14 protein-coding genes and 1 pseudogene are annotated in these 15,703 nt (G+C 72.4%); 14 read left to right on the top strand and 1 reads right to left on the bottom strand.

Annotated elements, in window-relative coordinates; genetic code table 11:
* The 3 genes and pseudogenes from A3G1_RS40195 to A3G1_RS0129985 all read left to right on the top strand — a co-directional run.
* Positions 1-574: hypothetical protein (locus tag A3G1_RS40195; protein WP_211216410.1), on the top strand; the 574-nt coding region annotated here is incomplete at its 5' end.
* A gap of 29 nt (positions 575-603) precedes the next feature.
* The gene (locus A3G1_RS0129980; protein ID WP_245563636.1) at positions 604-1,470 is read left to right on the top strand and encodes a tetratricopeptide repeat protein; all 867 of its coding nucleotides are present in this window, start codon (positions 604-606) and stop codon (positions 1,468-1,470) included.
* 2 nt (positions 1,471-1,472) lie between these two features.
* Positions 1,473-2,249, top strand: a pseudogene (locus A3G1_RS0129985) (HAD-IIA family hydrolase); the annotation flags it as partial.
* Positions 2,250-2,280: 31 nt separating this feature from the next.
* Here A3G1_RS0129985 and A3G1_RS0129990 read toward each other — a convergent pair.
* The gene (locus tag A3G1_RS0129990) at positions 2,281-2,619 is read right to left on the bottom strand and encodes an SCP2 sterol-binding domain-containing protein (RefSeq protein ID WP_018353204.1); all 339 of its coding nucleotides are present in this window, start codon (positions 2,617-2,619) and stop codon (positions 2,281-2,283) included.
* Between the two features lie 93 nt (positions 2,620-2,712).
* Here A3G1_RS0129990 and A3G1_RS0129995 point away from each other — a divergent pair, with 93 nt between their 5' ends.
* The 11 genes from A3G1_RS0129995 (at position 2,713) to A3G1_RS0130050 (ending at position 15,693) form a co-directional block, all read left to right on the top strand.
* Complete coding sequence (locus A3G1_RS0129995; protein ID WP_018353205.1) at positions 2,713-3,213, top strand: phasin family protein; 501 nt, start codon at positions 2,713-2,715, stop codon at positions 3,211-3,213.
* Positions 3,210-3,359 carry a hypothetical protein gene (locus A3G1_RS41245; RefSeq protein ID WP_018353206.1) on the top strand — a complete coding sequence of 50 codons (150 nt, stop codon included), beginning with the start codon at positions 3,210-3,212 and terminating at the stop codon, positions 3,357-3,359. Before A3G1_RS0129995 ends, A3G1_RS41245 begins: the two co-directional genes overlap by 4 nt.
* Before the next feature lie 10 nt (positions 3,360-3,369).
* Positions 3,370-4,206: a TlyA family RNA methyltransferase gene (locus A3G1_RS0130005; RefSeq protein WP_018353207.1), complete on the top strand. Its 837-nt coding sequence runs from the start codon at positions 3,370-3,372 to the stop codon at positions 4,204-4,206.
* Positions 4,203-5,093 carry an NAD kinase gene (locus tag A3G1_RS0130010; RefSeq protein WP_018353208.1) on the top strand — a complete coding sequence of 297 codons (891 nt, stop codon included), beginning with the start codon at positions 4,203-4,205 and terminating at the stop codon, positions 5,091-5,093. Before A3G1_RS0130005 ends, A3G1_RS0130010 begins: the two co-directional genes overlap by 4 nt.
* Positions 5,094-5,152: 59 nt before the next feature.
* A complete protein-coding gene (recN, locus tag A3G1_RS0130015; RefSeq protein ID WP_018353209.1) occupies positions 5,153-6,910 on the top strand; it encodes a DNA repair protein RecN in 1,758 nt (585 codons plus the stop codon).
* Between the two features lie 110 nt (positions 6,911-7,020).
* Complete coding sequence (gene steA / locus A3G1_RS0130020; RefSeq protein ID WP_018353210.1) at positions 7,021-8,202, top strand: putative cytokinetic ring protein SteA; 1,182 nt, start codon at positions 7,021-7,023, stop codon at positions 8,200-8,202.
* Positions 8,199-9,125, top strand: a complete 927-nt coding sequence (locus tag A3G1_RS0130025) for a copper transporter (protein WP_026212668.1) — start codon at positions 8,199-8,201, stop codon at positions 9,123-9,125. The genes steA and A3G1_RS0130025 overlap by 4 nt, the downstream gene beginning before the upstream one ends.
* Before the next feature lie 105 nt (positions 9,126-9,230).
* A complete protein-coding gene (locus A3G1_RS0130030) occupies positions 9,231-10,184 on the top strand; it encodes a hypothetical protein (protein WP_018353212.1) in 954 nt (317 codons plus the stop codon).
* Positions 10,185-10,326: 142 nt separating this feature from the next.
* Complete coding sequence (locus A3G1_RS0130035) at positions 10,327-11,364, top strand: glycosyltransferase family 4 protein (RefSeq protein WP_018353213.1); 1,038 nt, start codon at positions 10,327-10,329, stop codon at positions 11,362-11,364.
* A complete protein-coding gene (locus tag A3G1_RS37525; RefSeq protein WP_018353214.1) occupies positions 11,361-13,628 on the top strand; it encodes a hypothetical protein in 2,268 nt (755 codons plus the stop codon). The genes A3G1_RS0130035 and A3G1_RS37525 overlap by 4 nt, the downstream gene beginning before the upstream one ends.
* Positions 13,629-13,995: 367 nt before the next feature.
* Complete coding sequence (locus A3G1_RS0130050; RefSeq protein WP_018353215.1) at positions 13,996-15,693, top strand: CTP synthase; 1,698 nt, start codon at positions 13,996-13,998, stop codon at positions 15,691-15,693.
* Positions 15,694-15,703: the final 10 nt, after the last annotated feature.

Here is a 15,703-nt window from a genome sequence, read left to right on the forward strand (position 1 = left end):
GGGTTCAGCGGTGGCCGTCCGGGTGGCGACCGTGGTGGATACCGTCCGGGTGGCGATGACCGTCCGCGCCGTGACTTTGGCGACCGGGGCGACCGTGGTGGCTTTGGTGGTCGTCCGAGTGGGGACCGTCCGGGCTGGCAGGACCGTGGTGGCGACCGGGGTGGGTTCCGTCCGGGTGGCGATGACCGTCCGCGTCGTGACTTCGGTGACCGGGATCGCGGTGGCGACCGTGGCGGGTACCGTCCGGGTGGCGATGACCGTCCGCGTCGTGACTTTGGTGACCGGAACGACCGTGGTGGCGACCGTGGCGGGTTCCGTCCCGGTGGCGATGACCGTCCGCGCCGTGACTTTGGTGACCGGGATCGCGGTGGCGACCGTGGTGGCTTCCGTGGCGGGGATGACCGTGGCGGGTTCCGGCGTGACGACCGGGGGAGCTACCCGCGCCGCGACGAGCAGCCGCGTGAGGGCTTCGTGCGTGAGGGCCGGGAGGACGAGGGCCCGAAGCCCGAGACTCTTCCGCTGCCCGAGGGCATCGACCCGCTGGACCTCGACGACGAGGTGCGCGAGGAGCTGAAGACGCTGGGCAAGTCGCTGGCCGAGGCGGTGGCCGGGCGGCTGGTCGCGACCGGCGAGCTGGTCGACGTGGACGCCAAGCAGGCACTGGAGCACGCTCTCGTCGCGCGCCGGATGGCCGCGCGGGTTCCCGCCGTGCGGGAGGCCGTGGGTATCGCGGCGTACCTGAGCGGTGAGTGGCAGCTGGCGATCGCCGAGCTGCGCACGTACCACCGGCTCAGCGGCAAGCTCACGCACATCGCGATGATCGCCGACTGCGAGCGGGCGCAGAGCCGCCCCGAGCGGGCCATCGACCTGTACCGGAACACCGACCAGGCGCTCCTGGACCGTAGCGAGCAGATCGAGCTGCTGATCGTCGCGGCGGGTGCCCGGATGGACATGGAGCAGGCCGACGCCGCGCTGGCCATGCTGCGGGTACCGGAGCTGGACGGCGCTGACGACGCGCTGGAGGCCGCGCCGCTGCGGTACGCGTACGCGGACATCCTGCTGGCTACGGGCAAGCGGGACGAGGCGTACGAGTGGTTCGCGAAGGCCGCCGCCGCTGACACCGAGGGTGAGACCGACGCGGCTGACCGGCTCCTGGAGCTGGACGGCGTCAGCCTTGAGGACGGCGACGAGGACGAGGACGGCGACGGCGAGCCCGTCGACGCGTTCGACGACGAGAACGACGACGACGAGAACGACGACGAGGACGAGGAAGAGGTCGACGACTCGTCCAACGTGATCGACGACGCCGACGAGGATCTCGACGACGACTTCGAAGACGAAGACGAGGACGAGGACACCGACGCCGGCGAAGACGCTGCCGGGGACGAGCCGGAGGACAAGGGCCCGTCGAAGGCCACGCCGCCGAGCACCTCTCCCTTCCTGGCTCCGGGTGCCGACGAGAAGCGGTGACGATGCTCGTTGACAGGTACGACGCCGTCCTGCTGGACCTGGACGGCGTCGTTTACCTGGGTGAGGAGCCCGTGCCGGGTGCCGTCGAGGCGATCGCCCGGCTGAGGTCGGCCGGTGTGCCGGTCGGGTACGTCACCAACAATGCTTCACGGGGCGCCGGCGAGGTCGCCGCCCTGCTGAACAAGCTGGGAATCGCCGCGGTGGCCGCTGAAGTGGTCACCGCGGCTCAGGCTTCGGCCCGGCTGCTCGCCGAGCGTTTCCCGCCCGGGACACCCGTGCTGGTGGTCGGGTCGGACGCGCTGCGGGCCGAAGTGGAACTCGCCGAGCTGGTGCCGGTCCGGGAGGCAGGCACGGCTGAGGCCGTCGTGCAGGGTTACGGGCCGCAGGTCGGCTGGGCCGACCTGGCCGAGGCGAGTGTCGCGATCCGGGCTGGTGCCCTGTGGGTCGCGACGAACACCGACAAGACCCTCCCGTCGCCGCGCGGGCCGCTGCCGGGAAACGGGTCGCTGGTCGCGGCCCTGGCGACAGCGCTGGGGCGGCAGCCGGACGTGGTGGTCGGCAAGCCCGAGCCGACGTTGCTGTGGAGCGCGGCGAAGAGCCGTGGGGCGCAGCGGCCGTTGTTCGTCGGGGACCGGCTCGACACGGACATCCTGGGCGCGCATCGAGCCGGTTTCGACAGCCTGCTGGTCCTCACCGGGGTGTCCACCGCAGCGGAAGCCGAGCTCGCGCCAGCCGCGGAGCGGCCGACCTACGTCGGGGGCGACCTTGGCGCGCTTTTCGCAGCAGGTACAAAGGAAAAGGTCTGACGGGTTAGAGCAGGGTCCGCAGCTTCAGCAGGTCGCCGAAGCTGGCCTTGACCGAGACTCTGCCCTGCGCCCAGGCCTGGGCGAAGTTGAGCTGGCCGTCCACGAGCGAGACCAGGTCGTCGCTGGTCACGATCAGCCGGATCTTCGCGTCCGGGTCGTCGCCGTCCGTGATGTCGTGCAGGCGGCCGTCGGCCAGGCGGCAGCGGAACGCCGCGCCCAGATCCTTGATCGTGCAGGCCATCGCCCTGTCCAGGGAGATCTTCTGCTGTACCTGCGCGGCGTTGGCCGCCAGCTTCGCGTCGAGCTTCTCGAGCGCGGTGCGGCATTCCTCCAGCGTCGCCATGAACCCCCCTCTGCGAGACACATCGCCGATCGGTCACGCTACCCGAAAGACTGACGGGTAGCGTGACGGGTGAGTAGAAGGGGGTGTGCGGCGATGCAGGAGGCATGGCGGGCGTACCTGGAACTGGCTCTGGGCCTGACCGAGGCGTCGAAGAAGAAGGCGATGAAGGTCGCCAGGAAGCTGGTCGCGGAGAGCGGCTCGAAGGCCGGTCAGGCGCAGGCGATCGCCGAGGAGCTGATCTCGACCAGCCTGGCGAACCGTGAGGCCGTCGGCAAGCTGGTCCGCTACGAGCTCGACCGCGCACTGGGCCGGGTGGGCCTGGCGACGGCGGAGGAGGTCGCGGAACTCACCGAGCGGGTGCAGGACCTGGAGCGGAAGCTGCGGGCCGCCGAGGCAGCCGCCGCGTCGCCCGAGCCGGCCCCGTTCGTGAAGAAGGCCCCGGCGAAGAAGGCCGCGGCTGGGAAGGCACCGGCTGAGAAGGCGCCTGCTCAGAAGAAGGCCGTGAAGAAGGCTGCCGCTTCCGCCGCTCCGGCGAAGAAGGTCGTGGCCAAGAAGGTCGTGAAGAAGGCTGCGGCGAAGAAGGCCGCTGAATGACCGAGAGTACGGGCTCGACGCGGGTGGACGAGGCGCTCGGGCAGCTCGCCGAGGCCGCCGTGCTGCCGCCCGCCGAGCAGGTCGCAGCGTTCGAGGCCGCGCACCGGGCACTGCAGGAGACGCTGGCCAGCGTCGACGAAGCCTGATGGGTGCCTGATGGCGCAGCGCAGGAGACTCGACGCCGAGCTGGTCCGGCGCAAGCTCGCCCGCTCGCGTGAGCACGCCGGCGAGCTGGTCGCGGCCGGCCGGGTCGAGGTCAAGGGCACGACAGCGACGAAGGCGGCCACCTCCGTCGACCCTGCGGACGCGATCCGGGTGATCGACGACGGCGGGACGGAGTACGCGTCGCGCGGCGGGCACAAGCTGGCTGGCGCGCTGGCGGCTTTCCCTGCGATCGTGGTGGAGGGACGGCGCTGCCTCGACGCGGGCGCTTCCACGGGCGGCTTCACGGATGTGCTGCTCAAGGCTGGTGCGGCGTCGGTCGCGGCGGTGGATGTCGGCTACGGGCAGCTGGTCTGGGCGTTGCAGAGCGACGAGCGGGTGCAGGTGCACGACCGGACCAACGTCCGGACGCTGGCTCCCGGCGTGATCGGCGGCCAGGCCGAGCTGACGGTCGCCGACCTGTCGTTCATCTCGCTGCGGCTCGTGCTTCCGGCCCTCGCGTCGTGTACCGCTGACGGCGGGGACCTCCTGCCGATGGTCAAGCCGCAGTTCGAGGTGGGCAAGGAGCGGGTCGGTTCCGGCGGGGTGGTCCGCGACCCCGAGCTGAGGGCCGAGGCCGTGCTCGACGTGGCGGCCGCCGCGTGGGAACTCGGGCTCGGTGTGGCGGGCGTCGCACGGAGCCCGCTGCCCGGCCCATCGGGCAATGTGGAATTCTTCCTCTGGCTGCGGCGCGACGCCCCGCCGGCCACCGAGGCGCTGATCCGGTCCGTTGTGGTGGATGGGCTCGGCAGCGCCACGTCCATGACAGACGGTATGGGGGAAGCTGAGTGAGCCGGGTCGCCTTGCTGGTCACGCACACCGGGAAACGTGCGAACACCGAGCATGCCCGTACGGTGGCGCTGGATCTGGCGAGCGCGGGGTTCGAGGTGCGGATCCTGGCCGAGGAGGCCGGGGACCTGGAACTGCCCGGTACGGTGCCGGTGCCGGCTGACGTGTCGGCCGCCGAGGGCGCGGAGATCGTGTTCGCGCTCGGCGGGGACGGGACGCTGCTGCGCGGGGCCGAGCTGGCCCGGCCGGTCGGCGTACCGCTGCTCGGGATCAACCTGGGCAAGGTCGGTTTCCTGGCCGAGGCGGAGATCGGGGATCTCGACCAGGCGGTCAAGGACGTGGTGGACCGTTCGTACACAGTGGACGAGCGGATGACCGTCGACGTGACCGCCAGCCTGCACGGGACGGTGTTCGCCGAGTCCTTCGCGCTGAACGAGGTCAGCGTCGAGAAGGGCGACCGGGCGCGGATGCTCGAGGTGATGCTGTCGGTGGAGGGGCGGCCGTTGTCGCGGTACGGGTGCGACGGCATGGTCGTCGCCACGCCGACCGGGTCGACAGCCTACGCGCTGTCGGCTGGCGGGCCGGTGGTGTGGCCCGATCTCGAAGCGCTCATCGTCTGCCCGATAAGCGCGCACGCGCTGTTCAGCCGCCCGCTGGTGACGAACCCGGCCGCCACGATCGGCATCGCGGTCGATCCATACACGACATCCGCCGTGCTGTGCTGCGACGGCCGGCGCGTGTGGGACCTGCCGCCGGGCAGTGAGGTCACCGTACGCCGGGGCGTGCTGCCGGTACGGGTGGCGCGGCTGCGGCCCGGTTCCTTCACCGACCGGCTGGTGGCGAAGTTCGCGCTGCCGGTGAACGGGTGGCGGGGCAACTCCCGGGGCTAGACGTCCTGCGGGACGGCGTGGGTGGAGGGATGTCAGACCCACGGGCTAGGGTTCTCGGTGTGCTGGAGGAGCTCCGGATCACCGGACTGGGTGTCATCCACGAAGCTGTGCTGCCGTTGGCGCGCGGCCTGACTGTCATCACCGGCGAGACCGGGGCTGGCAAGACCATGGTCGTCGCGGGCCTCGGCCTGCTGCTCGGCGGGCGTGCCGACGCCGGGCGGGTCCGGGCCGACGCCGGGCGGGCCGTGGTCGAGGGCCGGCTGAGGCTGGCCGGGCCGGTCGCCGCCGCCGTCGCGGCCCGGGTCGCCGACGCCGGTGCCGAGCCGGACGACGACGGGAGCCTCGTGCTGGCCAGGTCGGTCACCACGGAGGGCCGGTCGCGGGCGCATGTCGGCGGCCGTTCCGTCCCGGCGAACCTGCTCGGGGAGATCGGCGAGCAGGCTGTCGCCGTGCACGGGCAGTCGGACCAGCTCCGGCTGCTCCGGCCGGCCGAGCAGCGGGCGGCGCTGGACAGGTACGCGGGGGCTGACCACGACAAGCTGCTCGCGGCGTACCGGGAGGTGTTCACCGCCTGGCGGCGCGCCGACGAGGAGCTGGCCGAGCTGAGCCGGTCGAGCCGCGAGCGGGCCAGGGAAGCCGACCTGCTCAAGCTGGGGCTCTCCGAGATCACCGCGGTCAGCCCGCTGCCGGGCGAGGACGAGGAACTGCGGATCGAGGCCCAGCGGCTGGAACACGCCGAGGGGCTGCGGCTGGCCGCGGCGACGGCGCACGCGGCGCTGACCGGTACCGAGGATGTCGAGGGTTACGACGCCGCCGGGCTGCTCGGCGAGGCGCGGCGCTCGCTGGAGGGCCAGGGCCAGGTCGACCCGAAGCTGGCCGAGCTGGCCGGCCGGGTCGCCGAGGCGCACACGCTGATCGCGGACGTGGCGGGCGAGCTGGGCACGTATGTCGCGGCGCTCGACGCCGACCCGGCCCGGCTGACCGCCATCTACGAGCGGCGGGCGGCGCTGCGGTCGCTGACCCGGAAGTACGCGGAGGATGTGGACGGGGTGCTGGCGTGGGCCGAGCGGGCCCAGCAGCGCATGTCCGAACTGGACGTCTCCGACGACGCGCTGGCCGCCCTCGCCGACGAGCGTGACCGGCTGGGCGAGCGGGCCGCCGAGCTCGCCGCCCGGCTGTCCGTGGCGCGCTCGGACATCGCGGGGCAGTTCGCCGGCGCGGTGACCGCCGAGCTGGCGGGCCTGGCGATGCCGCACGCGCGGATCGAGGTGGCAGTGCTGCCCCGGCCCGCAGGCAAGGGCGAGGCCACCCTGGCGGTGACCGGCGTGGAGCTGGGTGCCACCGCCGACGGGGTCGACGAGGTCGAGCTGCGGCTGCTCGCGCATCCCGGCGCGCCGGCCCTGCCGTTGCAGCGCGGGGCCTCCGGCGGCGAACTGTCCCGGGTGATGCTGGCCGTCGAGGTCGTCTTCGCCGGATCGGGCGGCCCGCCGACCCTGGTCTTCGACGAGGTCGACGCTGGCGTCGGCGGTCAGGCCGCCGTGGAGATCGGCAAGCGGCTCGCCCGGCTGGCGCACCGGCACCAGGTCCTGGTCGTCACGCACCTGCCGCAGGTCGCGGCGTTCGCCGACCGGCACCTGGTGGTCCTCAAGGACACCGGCGGCGCGGTGACGACGAGCGGCGTCCGGGTAGTCGAGGACAGCGAACGCGCCCGCGAACTGTCCCGCATGCTGGCCGGCCTGCCAGACTCCGACCTCGGCATCGCACACGCCGAGGAACTGCTGGCGGTGGCGGCGGCGGAAAAAGCCCGGCTGGGTTGAGCTAACGTGAGAAGATCCCCGTGCGGTGGGCAGGGCAATTACGAGTATTTCGCCCATCTGCGCATGTCGCGGCCCGCAATGGCCGCCCTGGAGTGCCAAGATGGGGCTCGATGAGGCTACCCACGCTGCGGCGCGCCCGTCCGGTCGAGGCGGGCGTGATCACCGGACCGGTGCGACTCGACCGACGGACGAAGCGGCTCGCTGGCCGGCTCCGGCCAGGCGACATCGCGCTCATTGACCATGTCGACATCGACCGGGTCGCCGCCGACTCACTGGTGGCGGCCGGGATCGCGGCGGTGCTCAACGCCAAGCCCTCGATCTCGGGCCGGTACCCGAATCTGGGGCCGGAGGTGCTGATCGCCGCCGGGATCGTGCTGATCGACGACCTCGGCGAGGACGCGTTCCAGCGGCTGCGCGAGGGCGCGACCGTCCGGATCGAGGACAACGTCGTGTTCCTCGGCGAGGACAAGATCTCGGTCGGCGTGCGGCACGACGCCGCCACGGTCGCCCGGGCGATGGCCGAGGCCCGTGAGGGCCTGTCCGTCCAGCTCGAGGCGTTCGCGGCCAACACGATGGAGTACCTGCGGCAGGAACGTGACCTGCTGCTCGACGGGGTCGGCGTGCCGGACGTGACGACCACGCTCAGCGGCAGGCACTGCCTGATCGTGGTCCGCGGGTACGACTACAAGGCAGACCTGGACGTGCTGCGGCCGTACATCCGGGAGTTCAAGCCGGTGCTGATCGGCGTGGACGGCGGGGCGGACGCTCTGGTCGAGGCCGGGTACACCCCCGACATGATCATCGGGGACATGGACTCGGTGTCCGACGACGTGCTGCGCTGCGGTGCGGAGATCGTCGTGCACGCCTACCCCGACGGCCGGGCCCCGGGCCTGGCCAGGGTCGAGAAGCTGGGCGTCTCGGCGATCACCTTCCCGGCGGCCGCGACCAGCGAGGACATCGCGATGCTGCTCGCCGACGAGAAGGGCGCGACCCTGATCGTGGCGGTCGGCACGCACGCGACGCTCGTCGAGTTCCTGGACAAGGGCCGGGGCGGCATGGCGTCCACGTTCCTCACCCGGCTGCGGATCGGCGGGAAGCTGGTCGACGCCAAGGGCGTGAGCAGGCTCTACCGGTCGAACATCTCCGCGTCCTCGCTGCTCCTGCTGATCCTGTCTGCCGTCGCCGCGATGGGCGCGGCGTTCGCGGTGTCCACCGTCGGCCGCACGTTCCTCAACGTGGTCGCCGAGTGGTGGGACAATCTGATCTTCTCCCTGGACAGGCTGTTGTCTTGATTAACTTCCGGTACCACGTGGTCTCGATGACCGCGGTCTTCCTCGCGCTCGCCATCGGGCTGATCCTCGGCACCACCGCCCTGAACGGGCCGATCGCCGACACGCTCCGCGACCAGGTCGGCTCGCTGTCGAAGACCAACCAGAACCTCCGTGACCAGGTCGGGCACCTCGAATCGGAGATCAAGAAGCAGGAGCAGTTCGTCACGGAGCTGGCGCCGGGCGTGCTGGCCGGGAAGCTGACCGGCAAGCGGGTCCTGCTGCTCGACATCTCCGGCGCGAAGGCAGAGCAGGTCGACGGGGTCCGGCAGATGCTGGAGACGGCCGGCGCGAAGATCACCGGCCGGATCACCATCACCGACGAGTTCACCAACCCGCTGCGCAGCGAGGTCATGCTCGACCGGGTGACGAAGGTGCTGCCGCCCGGCATCACCCCGCCCACCAACGGCTGGGGCCCGGAGTCGGCGGCCGCGCTGCTGGCCGGGGTCCTGATCGACCGGACGCCCGCCGTCACGAAGGAACAGCGGACGACCGTGATCACCGCGTTCACTGAGGGCCGGTTCATCACGGTGAACGGCAGTCCGGCGGAGGCCGCCGAGGCGACGGTGCTGGTCAGCGGGCCGCCCTCGACCGACAGGGAAGCTTCCAAGCGCAACGACGCCGTGGTGGCCGTCGCCGAGGAGTTCGACAAGGCCGGCCCGATCGTGGTGGCCGCTCCGGGCGCGAGCGGCGACGGGAACGTCATCGGAGCCATCCGCAACGACCCAGCCCTCCAGAAGACGATCTCCACCGTGGACAACGCGGCTGGCGCGGTCGGGCAGCTCGTCACCGCACTGGCGCTGGCCGAGCAGTTCGGCTCGCACGTCGGGCACTACGGAATCGGCGCAGGCTCGGCCGGGCTCGCGCCAAAGGCCGAGAAGAAGTAGCGGACGCGCTGGCGCTGTCCCCGGCGGGTACTGTGTGGACAGTTTGCCCGTGCCGGGTACCTTGGTGCCGCGGGTCGTGAGACGGCAGAGACCTGGAGGTCGCAGATGAGCAGGGCTTCGCGGATCGCCGGGCGTCTGCTGCTCGCAGGAGCAGGTGCGGTGGCCGCGCAGGCGACTCTCCGGGCGCTGCTGGCCTCCCCGGCCGCCAAGCCCCTCGACCGGGTCAACCACCGTGGCCGGACGGTCAGCCTGGCCGCTGGCCCCGCTGTCGCAGTGGCTGCGGCTGGCGCTGCCGCTGTGGGCGCTCCGACGTTGCCGGTCGCCGCTGCCGCCCTGGCTGCCGGGCTCGGTTCCGGCGCGGTCGGGCTGTATGACGACGTCGTGGGTAACCGGCCCGACCAGAAGACCGCGAAGGGTTTCCGTGGTCACCTGTCCGCGCTCAAGCAGGGCAAGGTGACCAGCGGCCTGGTGAAGATCGGCGGCATCGGCGCCGCCGGCTTGATCGCCTCGGCCCTGCTGGGTGGCGGCAGGCACCGCACCGCCGCTGGCCGGGCGGCGCATGTCCTGCTCGGCGCCGGGGTCATCGCCGGCAGCGCCAACCTCCTGAACCTGCTGGATCTCCGCCCTGGCCGTGCGCTCAAGGCCGCCCTGCTGACCGGTGCGCCACTGATGGGCGGCGCGGCCGGCGGGCTGGCCGCTGGCCCGGTCGGCGCGGCCGGTGTGCTGCTGGCTGACGACCTCGACGAGCGGGTCATGCTCGGCGACGCCGGGGCCAACGCGCTCGGCGCGCTGCTCGGCCTGGCCGTCGCGGCGCGCAGCGGCCCGGTGAGCAGGGGCGTGATCCTCGCCGGGCTGGCCGGGCTGACCCTGGCCAGCGAGAAGGTCAGCTTCACGAAGGTGATCGAGCGGACACCGGTGCTGCGGGAGCTGGACGCGCTGGGGCGCAGGCCCGCCGGGGCTGTCACCCCGCCGGAGCCTGCCACTGTGGAGGACCACAGCACCGGGCTGGCCGGTGAGCTGCCAGGTGAGCTGCCGCTGGCCCCCGGGGCTGGTAGCTAGCCAGACCACTCGGCCGCCCGCGGGCGGGTGAGGCGGGAGTCCACAGCGGACTGGTGAGGTCCGATCCGCAGGCGTCCGGGGTCCCGATATGGTCATCGTGGTGGCGCGAGGCCGCCGGATGTGCGCAGCAGGGGGCTAAGCCATGAAGATCGCGCTGGTGCTCGGCACGAGCACGGGAGGCGTCGGCAAGCACGTGGAGTCACTCGCGGGCGGCCTGACCGCCGAGGGGCACCGGGTCGTGGTGTTCGGCCCCCGTTCGGTGGGGGAGCAGTTCAGCTTCCCGCTGTTCCGGCCGGTGGAGATCTCGGCAGGCCCGCACCCCAGGGACGTGGCCGCCGTGTGGAACCTGCGGGCGGAGCTGCGGGCGATGCGCCCCGACGTCGTACACGCGCACGGGCTGCGGGCCGGGCTGGTCTCCGCGCTGGCCGGGGCCGAGCCGCTCGTGGTCACCTGGCACAACACGGTGATGGCCGAGGGCGCGAAGCAGAAGGTGTACGAGCAGCTCGAGAAGATCGTCGCGCGCCGGGCGACCCTGACCCTGGGCGCCTCGGAAGACCTGGTCGCGCGGGTCACCTCGCTCGGCGGCCGGGATGTCCGGCTCGGGCCGGTCGGCGCGCAGTACCTGCCGGCGGGTGACGGGACGGCGATCCGGAAGGAGTTCGGCGACGGGCCGCTGATCCTGTCGGTGGGCCGGCTGCACCCGCAGAAGCGGTACGACGTGCTGATCGAGGCTGCCGGGCAGTGGCCGGACGCGCAGGTGCTCGTCGCCGGGTCCGGCCCGGCGGAGAGTGAGCTGCGCGCGATGACCGGCCAGCGGCGGGTCACGTTCCTCGGGCACCGCAACGACGTGGCTGACCTGCTGGCCGCCGCTGACGTGGCCGTCGTGACGAGCGACTGGGAGGCCCGGCAGCTCTTCGCGCAGGAGGCGATGCGGGCCGGCGTGCCGCTGGTGGCGACCAGGGTGGGCGGCCTGCCTGGCCTGGTGGGCGACGCGGCCGTGCTGGTACCGGCGGGTGACGCTGACGCCGTCGCCAGGGCCGTCCGGGGGCTCCTGGACGACCCGGACCGCAGGGCGCAGCTGGCCCAGCGCGGGCAGGAACGTGCTGCTGGCTGGCCGGATGAGGCTGCGACCGTCCGGCAGGTACTCGCCTGTTACCGCGAGCTGACCGGGGCCGCATGAGCAGCCTCCCGGCGGCCGGGGGCGCGGGGTTCACCGCGAGGCCTGCCCGGGGGCGGGTGGCTGTCGCGGTCGCGGCGGTCCTGGCCCTGCTCGGCGGGATGGTTCTCGGGCCTGCCCGGGTGGCCGCGGCTCCCCGGCCCGTGGAGTACGTGGTGGTCGTCGGCGCGGCCGGGCTGCGCTGGGACGATCTGGACCCGGTCGCGACGCCGTCGCTGTGGAAACTGGCCGAGCGCGGGTCGATCGGGGCGCTGTCCGTCCGGTCGGCGCGCCGCCTGACCTGCCCGGCGGACGGCTGGCTGACGCTGGGGGCCGGCAACTACTCCGAACGCCCGCCCGCCCCGCCTGTGGCCGGCCAGTGCACGCCGCTGGACGTGTCCGTCGAGGTGACCGGCGATGGTGGTTCGATCGCTGACCAGGCGAGCGTCTCCGAGCACAATCGCAGCCGGCCTTGGGGTGCCCGTCCGGGTGCCCTCGCCGAGCAGGTGCGGTGCAGCACGGCGATCGGCGAGGGCGGGGCTGTGGCGCTGGCCAGGCCGCTGGGCCGGGTCGACCGGTACGCGCCAGAGCCCGCCGGTGGAGACCTCAAGCAACTGCTGGCCCAGTGCGTCCTGTCCGCTGTGGACGCTGGGCCGGTCGCTGGGGCCGGGCCGGAGCGCAAGGCGGCAGCGCAGCGCGCCGACCGGCTGCTCGGCGAGGTCCTGGCCGCCCGGCCGGAGCGCTCGCTCGTGCTCGTGGCCGGGGTGTCCGACACCGAGGCGCCGTCGCGGCTGCATGTCGCGATCGCGGACGGCCCCGGGTTCGGCGGGGGCTGGCTGATGTCGTCGGCGACGGGCCGGCCCGGATACCTCCAGCTGGTCGACCTGGCTCCGACGGCGTTGTCCGCGCTGGACCGGGCCAGGCCGGCCAAGCTCTTCGTCGGCCAGCCCGCCATCCGGGCGAGCCAGGAGCGGCCGTCAGCCCTGAAGGACGCGGTGGCCGAGCTGGGTGACGCCGACCGGGAGGCGGGTGCCCAAGGCAAGATCGCAGGGCGTTTCTTCCTCGTACTGGTGATCCTCCAGCTCGCGCTGCTGGCCGTCATGATCCCGGTGCTCCGCTGGCTGCGGCGTTCCAAGACCCGTCATCCCGTACCGCCCCCGCCCGGCTGGTTCCTCACGGGGCTGGAGATGATCCTGCTGGCTGCAGCCCTGGCGATCCCGGCGGCGCTGGTCACTGACCTGGTCCCGTGGTGGCGGGTGCCGAGGCCTGGCCTGCTGTTCGCCGGGCTGGGCGTGGCGGTACTCGCGGCGCTGACAGCGGGCGTGTGGTTCTCCCGGCTCGGGCGGCGCCCGCTCGGCCCGCTCGTCCTCGTCGCGGCGATCGCCACTGCCGTGGTGGGCCTCGACGTGCTGACCGGGGCGAAACTCCAGCTCAACGGCGTCGCCGGGTACTCGGCGCTGTCCGGCTCCCGGTACACCGGGCTCGGCACGATCGGGTTCGGCGTGTTCGCCGCCGGGCTGCTGCTCGGCTCGGCGTGCCTGGCGCAGCGGGCGGTGACCCGGCCGTGGCGGCCGCCGCTGGTCCTCGGGATCGGCATCCTCGGCACCGTCCTCGTCGGAGCGCCCCAGCTGGGCGCCGACCCGGGCGGGGCGATCGCGCTCATGCTCGGGGTGTGCGTGGCTGCCGCGCTGGTCCAGGGCGGCTGGCTGACGATGACCCGGCTGCTGACCGCCGTGATCGCCGGGCTGTCCGTGACGGTCGTGTTCGTGCTGGTCGACCTGGGCCGGCCGGAGGACGAGCGTGGCAGCCTCGGCCGGTTGCTGTCGGAGGCCGGCCAGGGGCAGGTCGTGTTCCAGCGGCTCGCGGAGGCGAATGTCGTCGCGTTCGCGAGCAGCCCGCTGACCTGGCTGTTCCTCGTCGGCGGCCTGTACGGCTACTTCGTCATGCTGCGGCCCTGGGGCGGGCTGCGCCGGGTCTTCGGGCTCTACCCGGCGATCCGGGGCGGCATCTACGGCGGGATGGTCGCGAGCCTGGTCGGCGGCCTGGTCGACGGGGCCGGCGTGATCGCGGCGGGCGCGGCGGCGGCCACGATGGCCCCTGTGCTGATCCTGGCCGGGTTCCGGGTGGTCCGCCGGATCGAGCAGCACCACACGGGCGAGCAGCCCCGGGTGAAGCCGGTGGACATGCGCCAGCCGGAGGAGGGCGGGGCCGTCGACGGGAACGGCAACGCGAACGGGAACGGGAAGGGCTACGGGCATCCGGCTGAGCGTCGGCCGCTGAGCACGTGAGGGCCCGGGCACCTTGGGGGCACGGGGGGCCGGGGGCTTTGGGTGGCTGAGGGCTTACGGCTTCTGCTGGCAGCCAGTGGCGGGCGGGCGGCGGGTGCCGCGCGCGGCCGTGGGCTGGGCAGCCGGTACATGATGATGATCACGGTTATCGGGGTGCTGGCGGGCGGCAGGGGGAGGCCGGGGCGTGGCCTGCGCCGGCAAGAGTGCCTGATCATGGCCGGTCTGGGCGGGGGAGCGCGGCGGGTCTGGCGGGCGGAGCGTCCCTGACCTGGGGAGGGATGCTAGGCTGGACTCCCGTGGGTCGCGCCGATTCTTGAGCGCTTTCTCTGCACAGAGGCCCAGCCCTCGACGACCACGGGAGCAGGTTTTGGCCAGTTCGGCTCGTACGCCCAAGCACATCTTCGTCACCGGGGGCGTCGCGTCCTCGCTCGGCAAGGGGCTCACTGCCTCCAGTCTCGGTATGCTCCTGACCGCCCGTGGGCTGCGGGTCGTGATGCAGAAGCTCGACCCTTACCTGAACGTGGACCCGGGCACCATGAACCCGTTCCAGCACGGTGAGGTGTTCGTCACCGAGGACGGCGGTGAGACCGACCTCGACATCGGCCACTACGAGCGGTTCCTCGACCGGGATCTCGACCGTAACGCCAACGTCACCACCGGCCAGGTCTACTCCGAGGTGATCGCCAAGGAGCGGCGCGGGGAGTACCTCGGCGACACGGTCCAGGTCATCCCGCACATCACCAACGAGATCAAGGCCCGGATCCGGGCGATGGCCAAGCCGGACGAGTCCGGCAAGGCCCCCGACGTGGTGATCACGGAGGTCGGCGGCACGGTCGGCGACATCGAGTCGCTGCCGTTCCTGGAGGCCATCCGGCAGATCCGGCACGACATCGGCCGGGACAACTGCTTCTACCTGCACGTCTCGCTCGTGCCGTACCTGGCGCCGTCCGGCGAGCTGAAGACCAAGCCGACCCAGCACTCGGTCGCGCAGCTGCGCAACATCGGTATCCAGCCCGACGCGCTCGTCTGCCGCAGCGACCGGGAGATCCCGGAGAAGCTCAAGCACAAGATCAGCCTGTACTGCGACGTGGACCAGGAAGCCGTCGTGGCGGCCCCGGACGCGCCGAGCATCTACGACATCCCGAAGGTGCTGCACAAGGAGGGCCTCGACGCGTACGTCGTGCGCCGGCTCAACCTGAGCTTCCGCGACGTGAAGTGGAAGGCCTGGGACAACCTCCTCGACCGGGTGCACAGCCCGAAGCACGAGGTGACGGTCGCGCTGGTCGGCAAGTACATCGACCTGCCGGACGCGTACCTGTCGGTGTCCGAGGCCGTGCGGGCCGCCGGGTTCGCCAACTACGCCCGGGTGAAGATCACCTGGGTGGCTTCCGACGACTGCGAGACCCCGGCCGGGGCCAAGAAGGCGCTGTCGGGCGTGCACGCGGTGCTGATCCCGGGTGGGTTCGGCGTGCGGGGCATCGAGGGCAAGCTGGGTGCGATCAAGTACGCCCGCGAGAACAAGATCCCGACGCTCGGCCTGTGCCTGGGCCTGCAGTGCATGGCGATCGAGACCGCGCGGAACGTGGCCGGGCTGGCGGGGGCGAACTCCCTCGAGTTCGACGAGAACACCATCGACCCGATCATCTCCACGATGGCCGACCAGGAAGACATCGTGGCCGGCAAGGGTGACCTGGGCGGGACGATGCGGCTGGGCGCGTACCCGGCGGCGCTGACCGCCGGCTCGCTGGTCGCCGAGGCGTACGGCGCGACGGAGGTCTCCGAGCGGCACCGGCACCGGTACGAGGTCAACAACTCCTACCGCGACACCCTGGAGAAGGCCGGCCTGCGCATCTCCGGTACCTCGCCGGACGGCAAGCTGGTCGAGTTCGTCGAGCTGGACCGGGAGCTGCACCCGTGGTTCGTGGCCACCCAGGCCCACCCGGAGCTCAAGTCCCGCCCGACGCGCTCGCACCCGCTGTTCGCCGCGTTCATCTCGGCGGCCCTGGCCTACGCTTCCCCGGCCAAGGAGTCCACCCCGGCTCCGGCCAAGGCCGCGAAGAAGTGACGACCGAGGT

Source organism: Longispora albida DSM 44784 (assembly GCF_000379825.1).
GTDB classification, from domain to species: domain Bacteria; phylum Actinomycetota; class Actinomycetes; order Mycobacteriales; family Micromonosporaceae; genus Longispora; species Longispora albida.